General features: G+C 45.2%; 21 protein-coding genes. 5 read left to right on the plus strand and 16 right to left on the minus strand.

Features of this window, described 5'->3' with window-relative positions; genetic code table 11:
• Nucleotides 1-136: 136 nt before the first annotated feature.
• The 3 genes from ACYQ8U_RS18780 to ACYQ8U_RS18790 form a co-directional block, all read right to left on the minus strand.
• Entirely contained in the window at nucleotides 137-1,087 is a 951-nt protein-coding gene (locus tag ACYQ8U_RS18780) for a hypothetical protein (RefSeq protein ID WP_459947099.1), read from the minus strand.
• Nucleotides 1,088-1,278: 191 nt separating this feature from the next.
• Nucleotides 1,279-2,637 carry an IS1182 family transposase gene (locus ACYQ8U_RS18785; protein WP_459947100.1) on the minus strand — a complete coding sequence of 453 codons (1,359 nt, stop codon included), beginning with the start codon at nucleotides 2,635-2,637 and terminating at the stop codon, nucleotides 1,279-1,281.
• A 192-nt stretch (nucleotides 2,638-2,829) separates the two neighbouring features.
• A complete protein-coding gene (locus tag ACYQ8U_RS18790; protein ID WP_459947101.1) occupies nucleotides 2,830-3,237 on the minus strand; it encodes a helix-turn-helix domain-containing protein in 408 nt (135 codons plus the stop codon).
• Nucleotides 3,238-3,396: 159 nt separating this feature from the next.
• Between ACYQ8U_RS18790 and ACYQ8U_RS18795 the strand changes: the two genes are divergently transcribed.
• The 5 genes from ACYQ8U_RS18795 (at nucleotide 3,397) to ACYQ8U_RS18815 (ending at nucleotide 6,309) form a co-directional block, all read left to right on the plus strand.
• The gene (locus ACYQ8U_RS18795; protein WP_459947102.1) at nucleotides 3,397-3,588 is read left to right on the plus strand and encodes a hypothetical protein; all 192 of its coding nucleotides are present in this window, start codon (nucleotides 3,397-3,399) and stop codon (nucleotides 3,586-3,588) included.
• Between the two features lie 148 nt (nucleotides 3,589-3,736).
• A complete protein-coding gene (locus ACYQ8U_RS18800) occupies nucleotides 3,737-3,976 on the plus strand; it encodes a multiubiquitin domain-containing protein (RefSeq protein WP_459947103.1) in 240 nt (79 codons plus the stop codon).
• A complete protein-coding gene (locus tag ACYQ8U_RS18805) occupies nucleotides 3,976-4,392 on the plus strand; it encodes an E2/UBC family protein (protein WP_459947104.1) in 417 nt (138 codons plus the stop codon). The genes ACYQ8U_RS18800 and ACYQ8U_RS18805 overlap by 1 nt, the downstream gene beginning before the upstream one ends.
• The gene (locus ACYQ8U_RS18810) at nucleotides 4,389-5,849 is read left to right on the plus strand and encodes a HesA/MoeB/ThiF family protein (protein ID WP_459947105.1); all 1,461 of its coding nucleotides are present in this window, start codon (nucleotides 4,389-4,391) and stop codon (nucleotides 5,847-5,849) included. The genes ACYQ8U_RS18805 and ACYQ8U_RS18810 overlap by 4 nt, the downstream gene beginning before the upstream one ends.
• On the plus strand, nucleotides 5,842-6,309 hold the full coding sequence (locus tag ACYQ8U_RS18815; protein ID WP_459947106.1) for a ubiquitination-like system serine protease family protein: 468 nt from the start codon (nucleotides 5,842-5,844) through the stop codon (nucleotides 6,307-6,309). Before ACYQ8U_RS18810 ends, ACYQ8U_RS18815 begins: the two co-directional genes overlap by 8 nt.
• Before the next feature lie 702 nt (nucleotides 6,310-7,011).
• On the opposite strand, the gene ACYQ8U_RS18820 is transcribed toward ACYQ8U_RS18815, so the two are convergent.
• From ACYQ8U_RS18820 to ACYQ8U_RS18880, 13 genes are all read right to left on the minus strand, one after another.
• Entirely contained in the window at nucleotides 7,012-7,296 is a 285-nt protein-coding gene (locus tag ACYQ8U_RS18820) for a hypothetical protein (RefSeq protein ID WP_459947107.1), read from the minus strand.
• The gene (locus tag ACYQ8U_RS18825) at nucleotides 7,286-8,056 is read right to left on the minus strand and encodes a ParA family protein (protein ID WP_459947108.1); all 771 of its coding nucleotides are present in this window, start codon (nucleotides 8,054-8,056) and stop codon (nucleotides 7,286-7,288) included. The genes ACYQ8U_RS18820 and ACYQ8U_RS18825 overlap by 11 nt, the downstream gene beginning before the upstream one ends.
• A gap of 196 nt (nucleotides 8,057-8,252) precedes the next feature.
• On the minus strand, nucleotides 8,253-9,053 hold the full coding sequence (locus ACYQ8U_RS18830; RefSeq protein WP_459947109.1) for a DUF932 domain-containing protein: 801 nt from the start codon (nucleotides 9,051-9,053) through the stop codon (nucleotides 8,253-8,255).
• A 146-nt stretch (nucleotides 9,054-9,199) separates the two neighbouring features.
• Complete coding sequence (locus ACYQ8U_RS18835) at nucleotides 9,200-9,931, minus strand: DUF2786 domain-containing protein (protein WP_459947110.1); 732 nt, start codon at nucleotides 9,929-9,931, stop codon at nucleotides 9,200-9,202.
• 127 nt (nucleotides 9,932-10,058) lie between these two features.
• Nucleotides 10,059-10,541, minus strand: a complete 483-nt coding sequence (locus ACYQ8U_RS18840) for a JAB domain-containing protein (RefSeq protein WP_459947111.1) — start codon at nucleotides 10,539-10,541, stop codon at nucleotides 10,059-10,061.
• A gap of 3 nt (nucleotides 10,542-10,544) precedes the next feature.
• Nucleotides 10,545-10,766, minus strand: a complete 222-nt coding sequence (locus ACYQ8U_RS18845) for a hypothetical protein (RefSeq protein WP_459947112.1) — start codon at nucleotides 10,764-10,766, stop codon at nucleotides 10,545-10,547.
• A gap of 93 nt (nucleotides 10,767-10,859) precedes the next feature.
• Nucleotides 10,860-11,192, minus strand: coding sequence for a hypothetical protein (locus ACYQ8U_RS18850; protein WP_459947113.1), 333 nt, complete (start codon nucleotides 11,190-11,192; stop codon nucleotides 10,860-10,862).
• Nucleotides 11,193-11,288: 96 nt separating this feature from the next.
• A complete protein-coding gene (locus tag ACYQ8U_RS18855; RefSeq protein ID WP_459947114.1) occupies nucleotides 11,289-13,625 on the minus strand; it encodes a helicase-related protein in 2,337 nt (778 codons plus the stop codon).
• Between the two features lie 103 nt (nucleotides 13,626-13,728).
• Nucleotides 13,729-14,280 carry a hypothetical protein gene (locus tag ACYQ8U_RS18860; RefSeq protein WP_459947115.1) on the minus strand — a complete coding sequence of 184 codons (552 nt, stop codon included), beginning with the start codon at nucleotides 14,278-14,280 and terminating at the stop codon, nucleotides 13,729-13,731.
• Between the two features lie 41 nt (nucleotides 14,281-14,321).
• Nucleotides 14,322-15,353 (minus strand): DUF6094 domain-containing protein, encoded by a 1,032-nt coding sequence (locus ACYQ8U_RS18865; RefSeq protein ID WP_459947116.1) that lies wholly within the window; start codon nucleotides 15,351-15,353, stop codon nucleotides 14,322-14,324.
• A gap of 177 nt (nucleotides 15,354-15,530) precedes the next feature.
• Nucleotides 15,531-15,938: a single-stranded DNA-binding protein gene (locus tag ACYQ8U_RS18870; RefSeq protein WP_459947117.1), complete on the minus strand. Its 408-nt coding sequence runs from the start codon at nucleotides 15,936-15,938 to the stop codon at nucleotides 15,531-15,533.
• A gap of 26 nt (nucleotides 15,939-15,964) precedes the next feature.
• Nucleotides 15,965-16,954 carry a hypothetical protein gene (locus ACYQ8U_RS18875; protein ID WP_459947118.1) on the minus strand — a complete coding sequence of 330 codons (990 nt, stop codon included), beginning with the start codon at nucleotides 16,952-16,954 and terminating at the stop codon, nucleotides 15,965-15,967.
• 137 nt (nucleotides 16,955-17,091) lie between these two features.
• Nucleotides 17,092-17,808, minus strand: coding sequence for a hypothetical protein (locus ACYQ8U_RS18880; protein WP_459947119.1), 717 nt, complete (start codon nucleotides 17,806-17,808; stop codon nucleotides 17,092-17,094).
• Nucleotides 17,809-18,278 lie beyond the last annotated feature (470 nt).

Here is an 18,278-nt window from a genome sequence, read left to right on the forward strand (position 1 = left end):
CATGGGCTTATGAAAACGTAGCTGAGTCAACAAATCAAAATTACTCTTCAATTATTGAAGAGTATCCGTTTTCTAGAAATTGTTCGGCGTTACTAATGAATGAGGTTGTCCTTAATAGCTCTATTCAGGCATCCCCTTATGGTTCCAAAGGAATAACCATCGCAAATACTCCCTCGCTGTATCTCATCGACCTGATAACTATTGGGATATCGCTTAATTTTTTACCATCACTAGACTCCCACCAAGAAAGATTCTCTTGCGCTTCTGCAAAGTCTTCATACCCATCATACATTGTGCGTATGACAGAAGATTCTGGAACTCGCATATTTTTATGGATTCTAAATGATGCTCCTAAGGCTGCTCGATTCAAAAAAATTTCAGTTGCCCTCAATGAAGCTGTCGGTCCAGTCGTGAAACTAAATAATTGCTGGGACAATTTTGCTTGTTCGCTTTTTTTTAAGCCTAATTTGCAATAAGCCAGAATGCAGGGTTCCGGCCAGGCATTAACGAAACCGATCAACGCGGCTTTGATACTTGATTCCGGACAAAGCTCAGCGCGCATCACATCAATTCTTTCAAAAGTTAATTCACGATTATGTGCATTTTTTTGAATAAATGGTGGATAAAAACCGAATCGGCCCGCTATCTTATCGACCATGGCTTCTTCTGGGTCTATCTTCGAAGGCTCCAAATTTGTTCGCATGAACTTCAGTCTTTGCTGGTCCGTTAATACGAGCAAATGGGCAATCTCATGCCACTTGGTAAAATAAACCCGAAACCCTTTATTTCCCCTGCAATCAATGACTGACGCAAATTGACGTTCCCAAGGTTCACAGTTTGTACGCTTGAACGTGATCCCTAAAACATCGTCATTTAATTCTGTTTCGAGATTGGCAAATATTTTTTCTCCCCTGCTGACAAAGAGTGACTTTATATTTTCCAGATCTGCATCATTGCGAATCTCGAAAAATTCAGTATTCATTTTAGCAGCTACGGTAGCAAGTAGTCCCTGCAGGGTGTTGCAATCAGGAAATTCTGTGAGAATTTTTTTAATCCTTTTCTCACAGAATTTTAGAATATCTTCCACAGGATTGTTGACTTTTTTTATGCCAAGATCCTTTGCTAGGAGTCTGTCGGATTTCGAACCTACCCCTAAGGGCCAAATCTAACAGAGTTATTTAATATTTTACTTAATTGTCAATAATTGTGGCACGTACGGCCTTTAGCCGCCAACTCGAGTTGAAATTTGCTCAAGTTGATTCGTTTTTTGACATATTTTTAGCCATTCAATGCAAATATTCGCTTCAGATTCCATGCTATGGACACAAGTGTCCATTCGCCGGAAACTGACTCCAGGCCCCGCAAGAAAAATTGTCGGAAGCCCAAGACATTTTTTATAATACCGAAGACCGGCTCAACAGTGCTTTTTCGTTGCGCATAAACCTTGCGGCCCTCAAGAGTCTTGAGTTTTTGCCTCATCTGGTCAATCGGCGCGGCATTATCGGTTAGAGGCGGAGGGTCGATGAATCGCTCAACAAGAGGTTTGTTATGCTGGTCTCGATTTGGTGGAATATATGTGTCAATTCCGGCCTGTTCACAAGATGCCACGTTAACCTCGCTATAGTAACCGGCATCAGCCAGAATGGTGTCAACCTTGCCCAATTCCTCAGGCAATTCGTTCAGAGATGCAAGGGTTGGGGTAATTTCTTGCTTGTCGTTTGCAGCCTGGCTGATGTGAGATTCGACAATAATCATCGTTGCATTGTCAACGGTGGCCTGGGCATTAAAAGCCTGAACAAATCCCTTGTCAGAGGACGGCATGATGCGTGATTCTTCGTCAGTCAGATTGACTTGGTCTCTTTTGCGAGGACCCGGCGTAGGTGGTTTTGGCTCAGGACCGCGAGGTTTCTTGCCGGACGCTTCAGCTTTGGCACGACGGGAAGCTGCTTTTTCTTCGTATTCCTTTTGTTCCTGCGCGAATCTTTGCGCCGCACGTTCTTCCATTTTGGCCTTTGCCTCGTCTATGGCTGCCAACCGGTCTTCACGACGACCAAGTTCATCCGGAATATTCATTTCTTCAGGTATTTCATCGGCATCGGCCTGTTCGGCAAGCCGATTGAGTTCCTCCACCTCGTCTTTGAATTGCTGTTCCAGTTTACAGGCATGTTCCCAGCTTAAGGCATGGTGTTTGGAAGCGTTGGCCTTTATCTTGGTGCCATCAAGACTGACTTTGCCCAACTTTAACAGACCCATTTCGTGGGCAATCATCAGGATCTGGACAAAAAGCGGCTTCAGTTGTTCAAGAAATCGCTTACGAAAAGAGGCGATGGTGTCGTGGTCAGGGTGGGTGTTGGCGGAAATAAAACGAAAGGCAACGGAATCGTAGGTGGCTTTCTCGATCTTTCGGCTGGAGAAAACCCCGGTGGCATAACCGTAAAAAAGTAAAGATAATAGAATTTCAGGATGGTATGCTTTGAATCCTTTACCGGCGTATGTTTCTGTGAGAGGCCGCAGATTGAGTTTGGAGACGATATCGACAACAAACTGGGCCAGATGCTTTTCCGGTAGCCAGTCTTGGATAGATGACGGGAAAAGATACCGCTGCTCTCTACTGGTGGGAATGAATTTCTGATGCATATTTCTCTCGCTATGTAATTTGTTAAAATTACACAAAAACTAACCAAAAATTTGGAAAATTGTCAATCTTTATACTGTAAAATCAAATCGATACGATATTTTTTCGTTTTTTGGCTTTTGTTGCATGAGTCTAAATCCGACAGACTCCTAGTCTCCAAATTACCGGCGAATTATTGAGTTTTGATGTGGCCATTAACCAAATACTCTCTTAATTGTTTCGAAAAGTTTTTTCCACTCTTCCACTGAAAGTTCCTTCTTCATACTTGTACTTCTTCGAGCAACAATTGAGCGTTGCGCTGCCAAGACGTCTAATATTTCAGCATATGATACTCCACAGTCTTCAGCTGCCTTAGATAGTTCCGGGGGAATGGTGATGGGATAATTTTGAGTTGGTTCTATCGACTCCCCTTTCATCAAGTAATCGATTGAGGCCCCTAAGACATTGGCAACTTCTAAAAGTTTTTGGGAACTAATATTCCTTTTACCGTTTTCAACGTCACTTAAAAAACCTTTGCTAATATTAGCCTTTTGGCAAAGCAGGTCTTGAGTCAATCCGCATTTTTCCCTGATTTGTTTTATTCTGTCTCCGACGGTAGCCAACGAACACCTCCAAATTTTAGTAGTTGATCTACGATACAACAACATATTCACCTATGCAATAACATTTTCCATTGACATCAATCTTAATGTTCGCTATATAGTAACATAGTATCGTTTAGCGAATTTCTAATAAAACTTTTCTTTTTCGGAGAACAAAAGATGGCAAAGAACCCACCCACCGGAGACGGACACAGACATGGCGCTGTTAAGAATCGAACCCAAGTGCACAACCCTCAAAATGACCGTTGGACTAAAAGAGATTCCGATACCGGTCAATTTATCGATCAAAAAAGCGACAACAAGCCTTTTAAAGGTGTAACAAAAGAAAAATATGTAACGGCCAGCAGATAGCTGATATCAAAATCTATTATTTAGGAGTTGAATAATGAGTCATCATGATCAAGAAAAGGGACCACCAGGTCAGAACAAAACGTACTCGATCATCTTCAATGATGTGTCCGCGAGAAAGTTAATCAGCACAATGAAGGAGGAGTAAACAATGTCTAAAAAATACAAATTTAAAATCGAGAACATCAATTATGAATGGCCGAATCAGTTTATCACTGGAAGTGAAGTACGGGGAGTAGGAGCGGGAATACCCGAAAGCATGGACCTATTTATAAAAGTATCGGGAAAATCGGGTAAGCTTGTAGAAAAAGATGAAAAAATTGACTTGGGTCAGCCCGGCATTGAAAAATTCTATACTCAGGAATCCAGCTCGGATGCTGGAAGTAGCTAATGGCTCTGCTTACCGACGAGGATTACGATATCCTCAAGGAGGTTGGACTGGAGTTTGAAGAAGACCCAAGCCAACGGTTTCTAACAATAAGAAATTTTCCACTTTCTCCCGGCTTGTATAGTCACGAGGGCCAGACGCTTGATCAGGTTGAAGTTTTATGGATCGTTCCGGCTGATTATAACACAAGCGGCGGTGATATGTTTTGGGTTCATCCTGCATTAGCTCGGACTGATGGGAAAACCATTCCTTGCGCTGCTGTCTTAGGAGGTGGTGACCCACGCCATTACAACGGCAAGGAATATTGCCGATGGTCGCGTCATTGGAAACCAACAAGCTGGCGACCTAAAATCGATAACATCCAAAAGGTTCTTGATCGTATTGAATGGGCCTTGAAAAGACCGGACACAAACAAATGACAGGACATCGTATCACTTTGCTGGGTAGTCATGACCGCGAACTACGAGATTGGCTTTATGGTGATCCAAATAGCCATGAGCGAGGTGCAATTGTATTATTCCGTCGTCTGGCTAGAAAAGTTGATGGGCAACAGCCATCCGACCGCTACCTTGTCGTTGAAATAATCAAAATGTCCGGAGATTGGATATTAGAAAGTTCTTCTACACACATTAAGATTAATCTACGGAAGTTTCCGGAATTATACTTTCGATGCGAGACCGAAGGCCTCGAACTTGGCTTCGCGCACAGCCATCCACACAAGCATGTCGATTTCTCTGCCCAAGATACTGAAAATGAAAAAAATATCTTACATGGTCTTGCCGGATGCAATACCGACCATTCCTTTTTGGTTACGATGTTGCTGGCTGATAACAAATGGCATGCGAGAATCCGTCAAGGAATTGACCCCAACAAGATATTGAAAGTTCGTCATATTTGCGTTGTCAGTGATAAGATGGAAATTCATGGTATTTCAATCCCGCATGAATCAGTTGAAAGCCTAAAACGCCAGGAAACGGCGTTTGGCAAACCATTTAATGCTAAACTTCAATCATTGCGTGCGGTTGTAGTGGGTGTAGGCGGGACCGGATCCCCGCTTGCGACACTATTAGCTCGCGCCGGTGTCGGAGAATTGATACTCATTGATGGTGATTTTCTCGAAGAGACCAATATGAACCGGGTGCGTGGGTATTGCTCCAAGGATATAAACAAAAACAAGGCTCAGTCCTTGGCAAATTATATCTCAAGCATCAGACCGGATATTTCTGTTTCGGCCTTCGCTACCTTTTTAAATGAATCTGATGAAGCTATCGATGCACTTTCAAGTGCAGATGTAATCTTTGGTTGCACCGATGATCAAGCGGGCAGGAATATCATGAACCAAGCAATGTACTATCATGCCCAGGTCTTTATCGATGTCGGCTTAACAGGTAAAATCGATTTTGATTCTGACGGGGATCCTTATCTAAGAGATCATCGGGGGCGCATTAGTTGCATACTGCCTGAATACGGTTCATGTCTCCGCTGTCAGCGAGTTGTTACAGAACAAAAACTGAAATATGAACAAGCCATCAAGGACAATCCTAGTCTGGCAAAACTTGACGCTATCACACTCGAACGAGACTATTATTTAATAGGTGGAGGTGAACAAGCCCCTGGAGTGGGACCTTTTACAAGTGCTACGGCAGATATCGCGGTTGCAACATTCATGAATCTTGTCAAGCCTTACAGAAACCTTCCGACTGATTTGCAGCAGGACAACATATGGGTTGATTTTGTGCACATGAGTTTTCACAGCAATGCCCCTGCAGATAACCCGGATTGTATCTATTGTCGCAACCGAATGCTATTATTGAGGAAGGAAGGAAAATATAGATTAGAAATGCCTTCACTGGGAGAAATTTGCGCGGATGATTAAATGGCTTCAAGATTTTTTTGAAAATATCTGCAGAAAAAAACCATCCCGAGAAAAGTCCGGCGATCCAAAACATGAAAGTGAACAACCAGTACCGACGGTTCACTACAATTCAATAATAATTGTTGATAAGACACCGGGGAATGATGCTGTTAGAAAAAATGACTTTATAATAGTCATTTATCAAAATAAACCTCTCTGGACCCTATTCCAATGTCCTTGCGGATGTCGAAAAGTTATTTCATTGTCTCTTCAAAGTGTCCATAAGCCCCATTGGACAGTAAGAAAAAACACATCTGGAAGACCGACGCTACATCCATCAGTTTGGCAAAACCAAGACTGCTGTAGTCACTTCTGGATCAAAGATGGAAGAGTCTATTGGTGCAATAATACGGGGATTGAGCCATGGGTGGCTAAACCTCAACACTATTCAAAAAGATCGCGTCCTGACCAATATGTGTAAAACAGACCAGACTCATAGGGAATATAGCGTGGTTCCGGACTGATTTTAGCAATACGTTTCCAAGTATTTTTATATATGATAACGGACGTTATCATATATAAAAATACTCACCAAGAGGGAGTGTAAGCCCAAATCATAGAAATATGCGTCAAACGATCGAGAAGAGCCGCCGTCATCACCGGATCGCCGAACATCTGTGTCGGTAAAAGCAAGATTCGTGGTAATAATCACCGACCCCTTCTCCTGATTTTCAGTGAATAGGGAAACACCTTACCAATTAACTCACGAATATCAAATATGATTCCTCCTTTTTACCTTCGCGAAGCGACAAAATAGTGGCAACCGACCACACCACTGACCAATCCGGCCCGTACCCCTTGGAGCGGTACATTGCACCCGGTCGCGCTACCCATAGGACTTCGAGTGTAAGGGTGGGCGGGCATCTATAAGCGGCTTCGTTTTAGTGCTGCCGGGTGGTGCGGTGGTGGCGGTGGAGCACCGTTAGACAGCACTGAAACGGAGCCGCTTCCTCCCGCGGCCCCGTGAAAAACGCCCAAGATGTCAATAAATCTTCCGTGATCATGTAGGCAATTCGATAATGACCATAGAGGAGAATGCGGAAATCTCCTATAGAGTTGGACAGCGGTCGGAGTCCATTTAGATATCGTCTATACATTTGTATAGCACAGTACACATACAAATCTATATCGTTTCCCGTAACGCTTTCAACAGCCTTTCTCCCGTTGTACTCGTCCCAAACATTATCAAGGCACGAATTGCAGCAGTTTCACTGATGTGCCGGTGACTCTCTTTGTTCATCGTCGCGGTAATCTCTTTAAGCCTGGCAATATCATCGTCATACAGTCGGTATGCCTTCAACGATGGTTTTTTTCTTGATGGCACCAAATCGAGACGATCTTCCGAATCAGTTTTTGACTCAACTGTTTGAGCCAGCTTGGATTGTCCGGTAATTTTTTTAGTTGCCATAACTGAGAATTTCCTCGGTAAGTTCTTTGAAATCTTCGGCACCGTAAGATCTTGGGTCGAAAACCATCACAGGTTCGTTGCTCATTTGCGCTTGGTTAATGGCTTCATTTCTGCGGATGACGGTTTTTAACAGATTTTCTTTATACGGTTCCAACTGTTCTTCGACAAATACATTGGAGAGCTTGTTGCGGGAGTCACGAGCATTTCTCAAAATCATATATTTAAAGTCACTGGATTCTTTCACATCCTCGATCGACCGAAAAAGATCGGCAATACCATCCAGGGAATACCGTCCGTAAATAGTCGGGATCAAAATCATGTCGGAGGTATAGATTGCATTGATCGTGAGGACGTTAACTGTTGGTGGACAGTCGATGATGATGAAATCGAAATCCTTTTCGATTTTTTTCAAATGATTATGGAGAAGCTTTTCCCGGTGGATTTTCGTTGTGATCTGCTCGGCAGTTATGGCCAGATGGATATTGGAAGGAATAAGAAAAAGATTTTCGACTGGCTCTTCATTATCACCGAGCACCGCTTGACGAATAACATTGTCAATTTTAAACGATTTGCTCGACAGCAGTTCATTGACTGTTTGATTTCTGGGAATGTCCGTGCAGAAGATAACAGAGCTGTGTGCCTGGGGATCCATATCGATGAGAAGCGTCTTCTTTCCCGACATCGCCAGACAATAGGCCATGTTTGTGGAAATCGTTGATTTCCCAGCACCGCCTTTCTGGTTGAGTATTATTATTTTCATCGTGTTTTCCTGTAGTAAAGATCAACTTGTATATATTATTTGTAATCAATTTATATATCTTAATATATAACTAAATATACAACTAAATAGTTATAAAATATATTAAAAAAATATCCATACATTTGTATAGCACAAAAGATATAATAAACATCCAAAAAAAAGCCGTCCCCCGAAGGAGACGGCTGTGGTTACATTGTTATGCGGCAATCGACATGGATTTCAATTCCGCCATCTTTTCAGTCAATACCCAAAGAGCCTGGTTCAGCTTGATATTGCGATCAAGGGCTTTTACCGCTCTGGTCGTGACTTTTCGAGGGCCATCTTCTCCATGGATTTTGCCTTTAACTCCGCCTTTGATGATATTCTCCTGGACCTTATTGAATGTTGTCCACAGACTATTGCTGCCATCGGCAGAGCGGCGCTGTGTCAACAACTGTTCCGGAGATATAGGCGCGTTATCCATATCCTCATATACCAGCCGGTGAGCTGCTGCAGCGTAGGCGATCCGCTCGTCGTAGCCCAGCTGGATGCCTTTCAAATAATCCATCTGGTCGTTGATGACAGTTGCAGCAGCGGTGATCTTATCAGCTGATGCAACGAAATCATTTTGGTTAAATCCGACATGCCGATGGGTGAAGTTGGCAAAATCCGAGGCGATCATCAAACCGTTACCACAGACCAATCGCCAAATTGAACCAATCAGCTTGAAGGAACTGCCCAGGTCGTGAGAATTATAGAGAACCAGATCAACTCGCTCATCTTTTATATTCATTTGCAAGTTTTCATTCCGGGTGAAACGAATGCAATGCTTCTGAAATCCTTGCCTGTCCTGGATACGGGTGCGGCTCTGTTCCGCCTTGATCGGAAACCAGCCGGCATCACGCAGCAGGTCAACCGCATCCAAGGTGGGAACGAAGGTGTAACGGCTGGATACTTTATCTACAGGCTCGGTTGCACCAGCAGCAGAAGCGTGTTGAACGATCAGGTCATTGGTCATGAAAGTAGGTGCGGTCATGGTCGTGTCTCCTTTGAGATTATAAAAAAAAGAGGGACAAGACCCCCGTCAGGGAGGTTTTGTCCCTGATAGGTTGACTGCTTATTGAGTGTGGCTTGGTTTTACACAGTTTTATCTGTTTTCATAATCTACCTCTTTAGACCAAGAGGTGCGGAAGGCTTGCCGTTTATAGACTGGTGCAGACTGACATTATTGCCATCAGTCATACCTTGCTGGTAGGCATTGCCATCAACACGACTGGCTCTTGATGTTGTTGTTTTTAAACGTGGAAAAAGCCGACTAACCCGCTGGTCAACTGCTTTATCTTTAATCACCATCAATGCGGTACCGGTCATCCCGAAGGCATTACGATCATCAGTCGGGGCAGTGTTCTCCTTCAGACGTTCCAGTCGTTGGACGATCGTATTAATCATTCCCAGGCGATAGCTGTTATGCAGGGATTTGCCGTGGGTTCTGGTAAAACCCTTTGCACTGTTGACATAAGCCTGGCTCATTCGCTTGATGGTAGTGCGCAGTCTTTCAAACAGATCAGTGATAATGATCAAATCTGTCTGGCCGGCCACAAAAGTAAAACTCCAACCGTTGCTGTTTCTGGTACGGATTGCCCGGCCATTAAAGGTTTTGGCAATGAAGTTTCCCAGGGAGGCTTCCCATGTCTGGCAAGTCCTGGTCAGTCCACATACCTCGGCGGAACCAACATGAGCGCCACTGCCGTCAAGAGCTACATCAGCAACGGACAGATTATGTTCACGCATCAGATCCTCGGCCTTCTTCATGGCAAGGGCAGATTCGTTTTCGTTATCACTTGCAGACAGAGCAAGTAGTTTCTGGAGTTTATTGATTATTTTCTGATCTATCATGATCGTGTTTCCTTGTGAGATTGAAAATCAACAGGCAAGACTTCCCCCACGGGGTCGTTTTGCCCCCTGGATTGACATGGGTTGGTATTGCTTGATATTGGGTTGACATCGCTAGCGCGGATTTACCCTAAAACTGAATACCCAAATCCGCCAAGGATGTTATCTCGTCCCCGACGATTATATGGTCCAGCACTCTAACATCGATAATCTGCAGGATATTTTTCAATTTTCGCGTCAACTCAATATCTGGTTGCGATGGATCAGCGTTACCTGAAGGGTGGTTGTGAGCGAGGATAACCTTTGCCGCATTGAGCCGCAGGCTTTCCTTAACCACTGCACGAGGGTAAACTGTTGTCGCATCAATAGTCCCCTGGAACATTTCTTTCCACGCCAGAATGCAGTTTTTGGTGTCCAGAAATAGACAACAAAAGACCTCATGTTGGTAGGAAAATATTTTTGAGGCTATTGCTTCCTTTGCGGTCTGAGAACTGCCGATAAATTCAGCCCCTCTTTTCAGTGTGGAGCGAGTACGGCTGCGGGCCTCTTTAATAATATCGCGGGTTGTCGCGGTGACGTACTGTCCTTGTTCGTCTTGGATGAATAATTTCATGATCTATCTCCTCCTATGAATTAAAGAGGGATAAGACTTTGCCGACGACAGAGGTGTTATTTTGCTCCTGGTGGTTTGATTACCACGGATTTCTGCCATAGAAAGCTTCATTTGCAGGCGTTCTATTTCATTTGCAGCCAGAAAAAGCAGGATGCAATGCCCGAGGTTGTTTTTGTCGGTTCTTTTTGCGGTATCCCGCATGTTTCTTACTAAATTGACAATCATGGTCTTGTCTCCTTGGCGTGAATAAAAAAAGGGGACAAGACTTCCCCGTCAGGGAGGTTTTGTCCCTTGATGGGTGGATTGGTGTATGCTTGGCTAATCTTGATCTTGACGATCTACCTGTGTGTCGGTCTGTTCAGTATGGTCGGTCGGGTCAGAGATGGTCTCAAAGAGATAGACCGGCTGATGATGTTTCCATATCTCTCGTAACAGAGCGACGGGATCATTACCTTTTACTATTCTCTGCAACCTTTCGATCTCGGTTGCTGCCTGTCTGAGCATTTCCCTCAAAGACCAAGGGCAAGTACCTCCATTGTCAGCAGTGTCCGCATATGCGCGTAACTGCGCAGGCAATTCAATCCTGATCGGCTTTTCCGTAACATCGACTTCTAATGGCGCAGCCATCATTTCGATTTCTGACGTATGCATAAGTTTTCCTCCATAGTAAAAAGGAACAAAACTTCTCCCATAAAAGGGGTTTGTCTTGTCCCTTGATGGGTTGGGTAAATGAGTCGGGTAAATGGGTTATGCCGCTTTGCGTATCTCAGCCAGGACAAAATGCCTGCATTGTTCAGGCCTATAAATACGAATCGGCTTGTCGTTGATTGCACCGCAACCTTGTCGGTCGTACCAACCTATCTTTCTGCCGGACCAGAAAACAAATCCGTCTTTCAGATCGAAGCGGTTGTTGTCGACATAAGCGATGGCTCCGGCCTTCTTGACATACACAGTCCCGCGAACAACATACTTTTCTGTGATCGTCGCTGTACTGCCGGCAGCTGTACTCATGGTGGTTGTGGTGGTAATGGTGACATCCTGGTCATCGTCCATGGACAGATTACTCAGCAACTCACGCTGCCGGTATCTGGTCCATGCTTCACTCATATCCTTGACCGCAACCTTGCCGGTCAAAGCCTTGGCCAGTTCATACATCATGCTGTTCTCTGATTCAGACAATGCGGCCAGCCCTTTATCTGATAACTCGCCCTCTACGGCGAGCGATGTTTCCATCTTTTGCGCCATGAGCGACAGAGCTTTTTCCTGCATGGTCTTTGAATAGGCCATGAAAAATACCCGTACCGGCAGGTCTTGCCCGATACGCCATGACCTTCGGCTGGCTTGTCTGAGCGTGAAGACTGAATAGCCGCATTGAAAAAAGATGATTGTTGGAAACTCCAGGAGATCAAGCCCGGTTTTCACTAGGTTGGGATTGCTGATAAGGCAATCGTACCATCCCGTCTGAACCTGCTTTTTGAGCCAATCCTCTCGATTCTCCGGTTTGACACTTTGACTGCGAAGGACCAGAGGTTTGATGTCATTCTTCTGAAGTTTTTCCTCTAAGACAGGAATCAAATCCCGGGTGCCGGTATGTTCGAGAAAGATCGCTACCTTTCTCCCTTGTTTCTTTTCAGCCGCTATAATCTCCAGCAACTTTTCTTCTTTGGGCAACAGGTCAATTTTCAGGCCGGGTGCAGAGGCAACGACTGTCTCACTTCCAGCAATCTCCAAGGTGATTATTTCCTCATTCCGGCATCCATCGGGATACGCCAGCAAGGATTGAATCATTTTGCCCATAAGCCGCATATCGCCACGCGCTAATGCCGCACTGGTGGCACCTATGAGATCATGGGAGAGTTGGGCATATTCCGGTTGTTGTTGGTCGGGTTCCAATGCTACCGGAACGATGATTTCTTCGTATTCCGGCAATGCATCATTGACATCGGCCAGACGAACAAAGGTCGAATGCTCAAGCAGCAGATCAGGCAGTAACAGGGGTGATATTCCCGGAGCTTCCTTGACCCTTGACTTTCCGAGCTTTCGGCCGATACTGGCAACATTGAGACTTGCATTGACATCCTTACTGTCATAAGTGCGTTGCACAACGCCGTAGCGTTCCGCAAAATGCATTGACCTGCCATACTCAAAGCCACCTGCTTTCATCTGACGAGGGAACATCCGCCAGAGCAGATAAAAAAGATTCGAAGAATATCCGCCCATCAAAGTACCGCTAAGTGCCAGCACCTTCTTTGAGCGAGCGATAAGACAGGACATTGCTTGACCCTGGGCAGTACCGCCACCCTTGAGTTCATGCACCTCGTCGAGTATCAGGAGATCGAAAAAGTTCCTGGTGGGAAAATACCGCTTGATAAACTCGGCCTTGGCATAGCGGCGGGCTTTCGTTCCATCCGCCATCCACATCGGGGCCTTGCAATGTTCGCACGGTATACATTTGTTGTTCTCGTTGTCGGTTGTTATCTGCCCACCGCATTCAGGACAACATTGCCTGCCAAGAATCGCGATCCGCTGGGGAACACGCTGGAAATGCAATTTAGCCCGTTCTTTGCCCATTACCCAAATCTCCATGCCAACAGGTTTTGTTGACGTGAGCTTACCTGCGATGAGCAGATCGAGGCTTTTCCCGTTGAGGTTGATGCAGTTGCATCCGGGGATGGTATCTTGTGCTTCCCGTATCCATTTCTTGACCAGGTGGCCGGGACATTGAATAAGGATGCGTTTATGTGTTTTAGGAATCAGATGGGCAACGGCTAAACTTACAAAAGTTTTTCCCGTCCCCATCTCACCAACCAGGAAGGCTGCCTTGTGATCTTCCTTGAAAAAAGACCTGGCTACCGGCAAGATGCCTTTTCTGGTTTGTGACTCGAACGGTGTGCGCAGTAATTGCTGTAACTTTTCTCTGGCCTGTGCATCCCAATCATCTTCTGCTTTCAGTGAATAAACAGGATTCATGTTCTGCATGACTTGATCCTTGAGCATATCGCCCCATTCATCAAGAAACTCGGCCAGTTTGACGGTTTTTTGTCCGTCAACGACTGGTTCGACAATATCGGTGATAGCTGCCATATTTCTCCTTTTTAATGCTTGGACAGAGGAGAATATGGCCCCTTGGGGGGAAATATTCTCCCCCTGTCTGGGTTAGGTTGTCGGATTCGTTGGTTCCTTCCAGCTACTGTATCTCTCCGGTCTTGATTGCTTCCAGCACACGCGATTCTAAGGTCTCATCGCCTGGGATAGTTACAAGATACGCTTCCTGGAAAGCCTCGTCGCCGAAGCTAAAAAGTTTTTCAGGGCATATCATTTTCTCCCAGAGCCACTCTTGCCATTGTGGTTTGAGCGGAATGGTGGTTGCTTTATCAATACGACGGAAGGCTCGTTCCTGCACGGTAGGCAGATCAGGGCCAAAGACAGTTGCGTGAAGAGAAGACTCGTTGAATCCTGTTGCAACCAGCACTTTGTTCACTACCTCACCGATCTTGCGGGTGCGGCAGGTACGGATTGAGCCGGAAAAAAGAAGGTCTGCTGACTCGTCATTATTGTCGGACACCCGGCAAACAGCATCGCCGCTATAAATGAGCGCGGACATGGCCTTTATATGGGAAGGCGAACCGATAAGGCTCAACAGACAGCCTTGGTATCCCTGGTCTGACCTTCTTACAATCAGGGCGTTGGCATAACAGACGAATCCAACACATTTAATGATGAGGTATGGTGTTGTCATGTGATTTCTCCCGTAAGGTTTTGATGATGGTTGAATGAGGATTACTGCACGGTAATCAATTCGGCAGTTTGCATGTCAATGACTTTGACGGTCGGGATGTATTGGTCTTTGGTGGTGATCGAACCGCCGCCGGTGTCGTTTTCATGAACCTGGACAATCGTCTCGATTTTTTTGATAACACCTTTGATAACCAACTGCCGGCCATCTTTTTCCATGGCTCCGTTCATATAGCCTCCTGCCAGCATAAGGGCCAGATGGCCGTTTGCAAGGGAGGTCAATGGACGGATCATATTGTTTTTGCGAGGGATAAGTTCTTGCAAAACATCTTGCAGAATCCCGGCCTTGTTGATCACCGGAATTGCTTCGAGTGGATCGAGGCGATCTATTCGGAAGTTGACCGGTTTGTCAGCTTTCGGAATAACGATTGGGGCCATGGTTTCCAGGGGCCATATGTCGCTTTGAAATTCCTCCGGTGTCATGGCGGCCATTTCTTCCAGATGTTGCTGGGTTGCTTTGGCTTTTTCCTCTGTTACCGCTATTTTCTTCTCGCCAAAGACAACGCACTGTTTGAAAGTGTGAAAATCTTCGTCTGGAAACCCCACTACCTGCAGCTTGAAATTCCGGGCCAGTGTCCTGGCGCAATGCTTCAGCACATAATAGGGGATAACAAAAACGACAATGCCGCCAATCTGCAATGTCCGGATATAAAAGCGTAAAAACTGATGTTCCAGTCTTCTCGCCAATGTATCGTCTGCATTGAGTGCGGTATCGTAGGGAGGGTTGAGATAGAGCAAGCCGAAGGATTGAGTGGATATCTTTGCCTCGGTAAGTGCATCACCCCATACTGCCTTGAAAAGCTGTGATTTAGCTTTCGTGGCTCGCTGGTGGTCAAGCTCGACGCCATAAGTTATGGTGTCGGGGCTTGCCAGTCGGGACAGCGTGTTTCCGTACCCGCAGCAAGGGTCTAATGCTCGTGCGTCTTTTTCAAAAGAAATTTTTGTTTTCAGCAGGGATACGACACTATCCGGTGTGGGATAGAATCCTGCTTTTGCTTGAGATGCGAGTCGTGCCATGTCTTGTTTCCTTCTCAGTTGAAAATAAAAGGGCGAGACACTCCCGACAGGGGATGTTTTGCCCCTGGTGGGTGTACTGGTTGTTTTCAGGAGTAAAATACTAACCCCCGCAAAGCACGGGTGTAAGTTCCTTCACGAAATTCTTTCCCAAGAAGCAAGAAAAGAATTTCTAAGTCACTAAAATGGAACTTCCGTGTCCGGCGCTGGTGGGGTATCGACATTATTTCCCTGAGAAGCCGAAGACGAGGCAGTTTCCTTTTTTTCGTTTTTACCACCAAGCATTTCCATGCTCTTGGCTATAATCTCAGTGGTGTAACGGATAATACCGTTCTCTTCCCACTTTCTGGTTTGTATCTTGCCTTCAATATAGACTTTCGAGCCTTTCTTGAGGTGATCTCCGCAAATTTCGGCCAATCCTTTCCAGGCGACAATTCTGTGCCAGTCGGTATGCTCCTGTTGTACTCCGTCCGCATCTTTCCACTTTTCAGTAGTAGCGACAGAAAAAGTTGCCACGGCAGCACCTTTCTGGGTGTAACGAATTTCCGGGTCATTGCCTAAGTTGCCGATTACCATTGCTTTGTTCATGTTGTTCTCCTTTATGGGTGGTTGGTTTATGCCGCTTTTTGGTTTCTTGGGATTGTCATTTTAGCGGTTTTAATATCCAGGAATGAATACGAGCTTGATTCTTGAAATTCTTCCATCGTATGGCCCATCTCCGCTAAAAATGCCGTTAAGCGTCCGGTATCGGTATGTTGCCGTGAGCGAACTGCTTTAGAAAGGATGGTGTTGTTGACTTTGATGGCATGTCCGGCCTGACTCACTATTGACAGTAAATTGGCCTTCATGGGTTCAATCTGTTTGTCCAATGCCTTGCCCTGTTCCAGCAAATATCGTAATTTGGTGACACAGTCTTCCAGATCTGGAACCTCTTTGGCGGCAAATCTGGGACAGGTGGTCAAGTTAGTACAATATCCGCACAGCGGGCTGGGTTCGGTTGGTGGATTTTTCGGGTGGCCGAGTATCATGAACTGATAATCCGTCCAGATGGATGCCGCCCTGTCTTTCAATCCTTGGTACAAAATCTCGTCTGGCGCATAACCGTTGAAAAAACCAATATCACCGCTTCCTAAATCAATGGCCAGAACCGCACCTTTGATCTGGTAATCAGGAAATTGTTCTTTTAACGCGCCCATCTGCATGTAAAGTTGCGATTCCCAGGAGCTATACGGCCCGTCAGGGATACCACTAACCGATTTGACTTCGAGTACGGCTTTTAGTTTCGGTGCATTGAACACAAAATCAATGTGGCACCTGATGGGAGTATTCCCGCCGGCAATAGCCTCAACCTGTCGGTCGAAATTAGTATAACCGGCAGCGGTCATCGCGTTTGCGACAATATCTTCGGCCATGTGTCCTCTTTGGAAACGGAGCAAGGTGGCCAGGTCATGTTCAGCGGGATGTAAGCGGTCGAGAATTACTTTTCGCGGGCAGTATCCAATATCAGATGCGCCAAGGTAGCTGTTTCGGTCACCCAGAGTGGTCAGGGTGTGCTGGTTGGCAAATTTTTGTAATCCGCTAAGCAGTGTGTTTTTGATATCCATGATGTTTCTCCAGAAAAATGAAAAAATTTGCGGGAGAACACACGGATTTCCCTTGAGGGAAAAGTGTTGCTCCCTCGTTGGGTGGTTAAAACGATGTAAACAGGCTATGTTAGAGTCAGTCCTAATGGGTTTAAAGATTAATGGGTTGTTAGATCTTTGTACCAGTTTTTCTGCTCCTTATTCCATTTGAATCCTACCGCTTTTAATAACTCCTTCTTATCAAAGACTTTGCCCATTGCTATGACAATACTGTCATGATGTTGATAGGTGATACCGTCAATCTTGGGCAGGGAAGCAGAAATAGCAGGTTCTGATGGTGGAGCCGGTTGAGACTGGTTAGTTGATGGTAGTGTTGGTTGCGTCATTTCAGGTTTTGGTGGAAGGGTTGGTCGAGATTGCGGGGTGTGTTTCGGTAAAGATTGTCTCGAGGGACCTTGCGGACTGCGTGAATTGTAAACAGTCTCAAGTAAGCCTCGATAGGAATCTTGTCCGATAGAGCAAAGGGAGAGACATTTCTGCAGTGCATCGGTGATTGCTCCTTTCTGAGCATCGCCTACATTGCCTTTCACTATGTTCATTTGCCCTTTGTGTGACCCCTTGCAAAACCATTCGTCGGCATCGGTTTTCAAAAATAGCTTTACCTCCGCGACAGCCTGATTTTCAAAAATCTCTTCCTTAATCAGTTCATAACGCCAGTTTTCCGGTTTTATGATTTGATTTACTGCGTCAAAGACATATTGCGGTCGATATCCATAGCGAATTTGACCACCAAAGTCGATTTTCTGTACAGCAGCACGACCAAAACTCCTGATCAATTCGTTGATTTCGTGAATCTTTTCTGTGAGTGTTGACATGGTTGTTCTCCTTTCATCTTGAAGATATCTTGAAGATTATGGGAGAAGGCAACTATGCCCATGGAGGGAGAGTTGTTTTTCTCCCGTTGATGGGGTGGGGGTGTTGTTCTATTGCTGTGTGCTATGGAGAATCATCGACAAAAGAAATCAAAGGGATTCATCCACAAAAAAGAGGTTCGCAAATGCGATTAAACTTTTCCTGTTTTTCTGAATGGGATTTGTCCGGACGGATTTGTCTTGTCGATGGAAAAAAAGGGGGGCCATATGCAAATCATCCCAAAAAGAGGTTCACAAATGTGATTAAACTTTTCTTGCAGATTTCATATGGCGGGTACAAAAATCACTGGGTCATTCATCGAAATATACCATGAAGCCGCAGTTATTTTCCCGGAAGGGATTACTTAATTAAATTAAGTGGAGGTATATGTTCCAAATAAATATCCTTTTTTGCAAGAAATCAAGAAAATAAT

It is taken from the genome of Desulfocastanea catecholica, assembly GCF_054657295.1.

Excerpts from the sequence above, each read along its gene's own strand:
- ACYQ8U_RS18785 (WP_459947100.1), bottom strand. The coding sequence starts at position 2,637 with ATGCATCAGAAATTCATTCCCACCAGTAGAGAGCAGCGGTATCTTTTC.
- ACYQ8U_RS18795 (WP_459947102.1), top strand. The coding sequence starts at position 3,397 with ATGGCAAAGAACCCACCCACCGGAGACGGACACAGACATGGCGCTGTT.
- ACYQ8U_RS18800 (WP_459947103.1), top strand. The coding sequence starts at position 3,737 with ATGTCTAAAAAATACAAATTTAAAATCGAGAACATCAATTATGAATGG.
- ACYQ8U_RS18805 (WP_459947104.1), top strand. The coding sequence starts at position 3,976 with ATGGCTCTGCTTACCGACGAGGATTACGATATCCTCAAGGAGGTTGGA.
- ACYQ8U_RS18810 (WP_459947105.1), top strand. The coding sequence starts at position 4,389 with ATGACAGGACATCGTATCACTTTGCTGGGTAGTCATGACCGCGAACTA.
- ACYQ8U_RS18815 (WP_459947106.1), top strand. The coding sequence starts at position 5,842 with ATGATTAAATGGCTTCAAGATTTTTTTGAAAATATCTGCAGAAAAAAA.
- ACYQ8U_RS18820 (WP_459947107.1), bottom strand. The coding sequence starts at position 7,296 with ATGGCAACTAAAAAAATTACCGGACAATCCAAGCTGGCTCAAACAGTT.
- ACYQ8U_RS18825 (WP_459947108.1), bottom strand. The coding sequence starts at position 8,056 with ATGAAAATAATAATACTCAACCAGAAAGGCGGTGCTGGGAAATCAACG.
- ACYQ8U_RS18830 (WP_459947109.1), bottom strand. The coding sequence starts at position 9,053 with ATGACCAATGACCTGATCGTTCAACACGCTTCTGCTGCTGGTGCAACC.
- ACYQ8U_RS18835 (WP_459947110.1), bottom strand. The coding sequence starts at position 9,931 with ATGATAGATCAGAAAATAATCAATAAACTCCAGAAACTACTTGCTCTG.
- ACYQ8U_RS18840 (WP_459947111.1), bottom strand. The coding sequence starts at position 10,541 with ATGAAATTATTCATCCAAGACGAACAAGGACAGTACGTCACCGCGACA.
- ACYQ8U_RS18845 (WP_459947112.1), bottom strand. The coding sequence starts at position 10,766 with ATGATTGTCAATTTAGTAAGAAACATGCGGGATACCGCAAAAAGAACC.
- ACYQ8U_RS18850 (WP_459947113.1), bottom strand. The coding sequence starts at position 11,192 with ATGCATACGTCAGAAATCGAAATGATGGCTGCGCCATTAGAAGTCGAT.
- ACYQ8U_RS18855 (WP_459947114.1), bottom strand. The coding sequence starts at position 13,625 with ATGGCAGCTATCACCGATATTGTCGAACCAGTCGTTGACGGACAAAAA.
- ACYQ8U_RS18860 (WP_459947115.1), bottom strand. The coding sequence starts at position 14,280 with ATGACAACACCATACCTCATCATTAAATGTGTTGGATTCGTCTGTTAT.
- ACYQ8U_RS18865 (WP_459947116.1), bottom strand. The coding sequence starts at position 15,353 with ATGGCACGACTCGCATCTCAAGCAAAAGCAGGATTCTATCCCACACCG.
- ACYQ8U_RS18870 (WP_459947117.1), bottom strand. The coding sequence starts at position 15,938 with ATGAACAAAGCAATGGTAATCGGCAACTTAGGCAATGACCCGGAAATT.
- ACYQ8U_RS18875 (WP_459947118.1), bottom strand. The coding sequence starts at position 16,954 with ATGGATATCAAAAACACACTGCTTAGCGGATTACAAAAATTTGCCAAC.
- ACYQ8U_RS18880 (WP_459947119.1), bottom strand. The coding sequence starts at position 17,808 with ATGTCAACACTCACAGAAAAGATTCACGAAATCAACGAATTGATCAGG.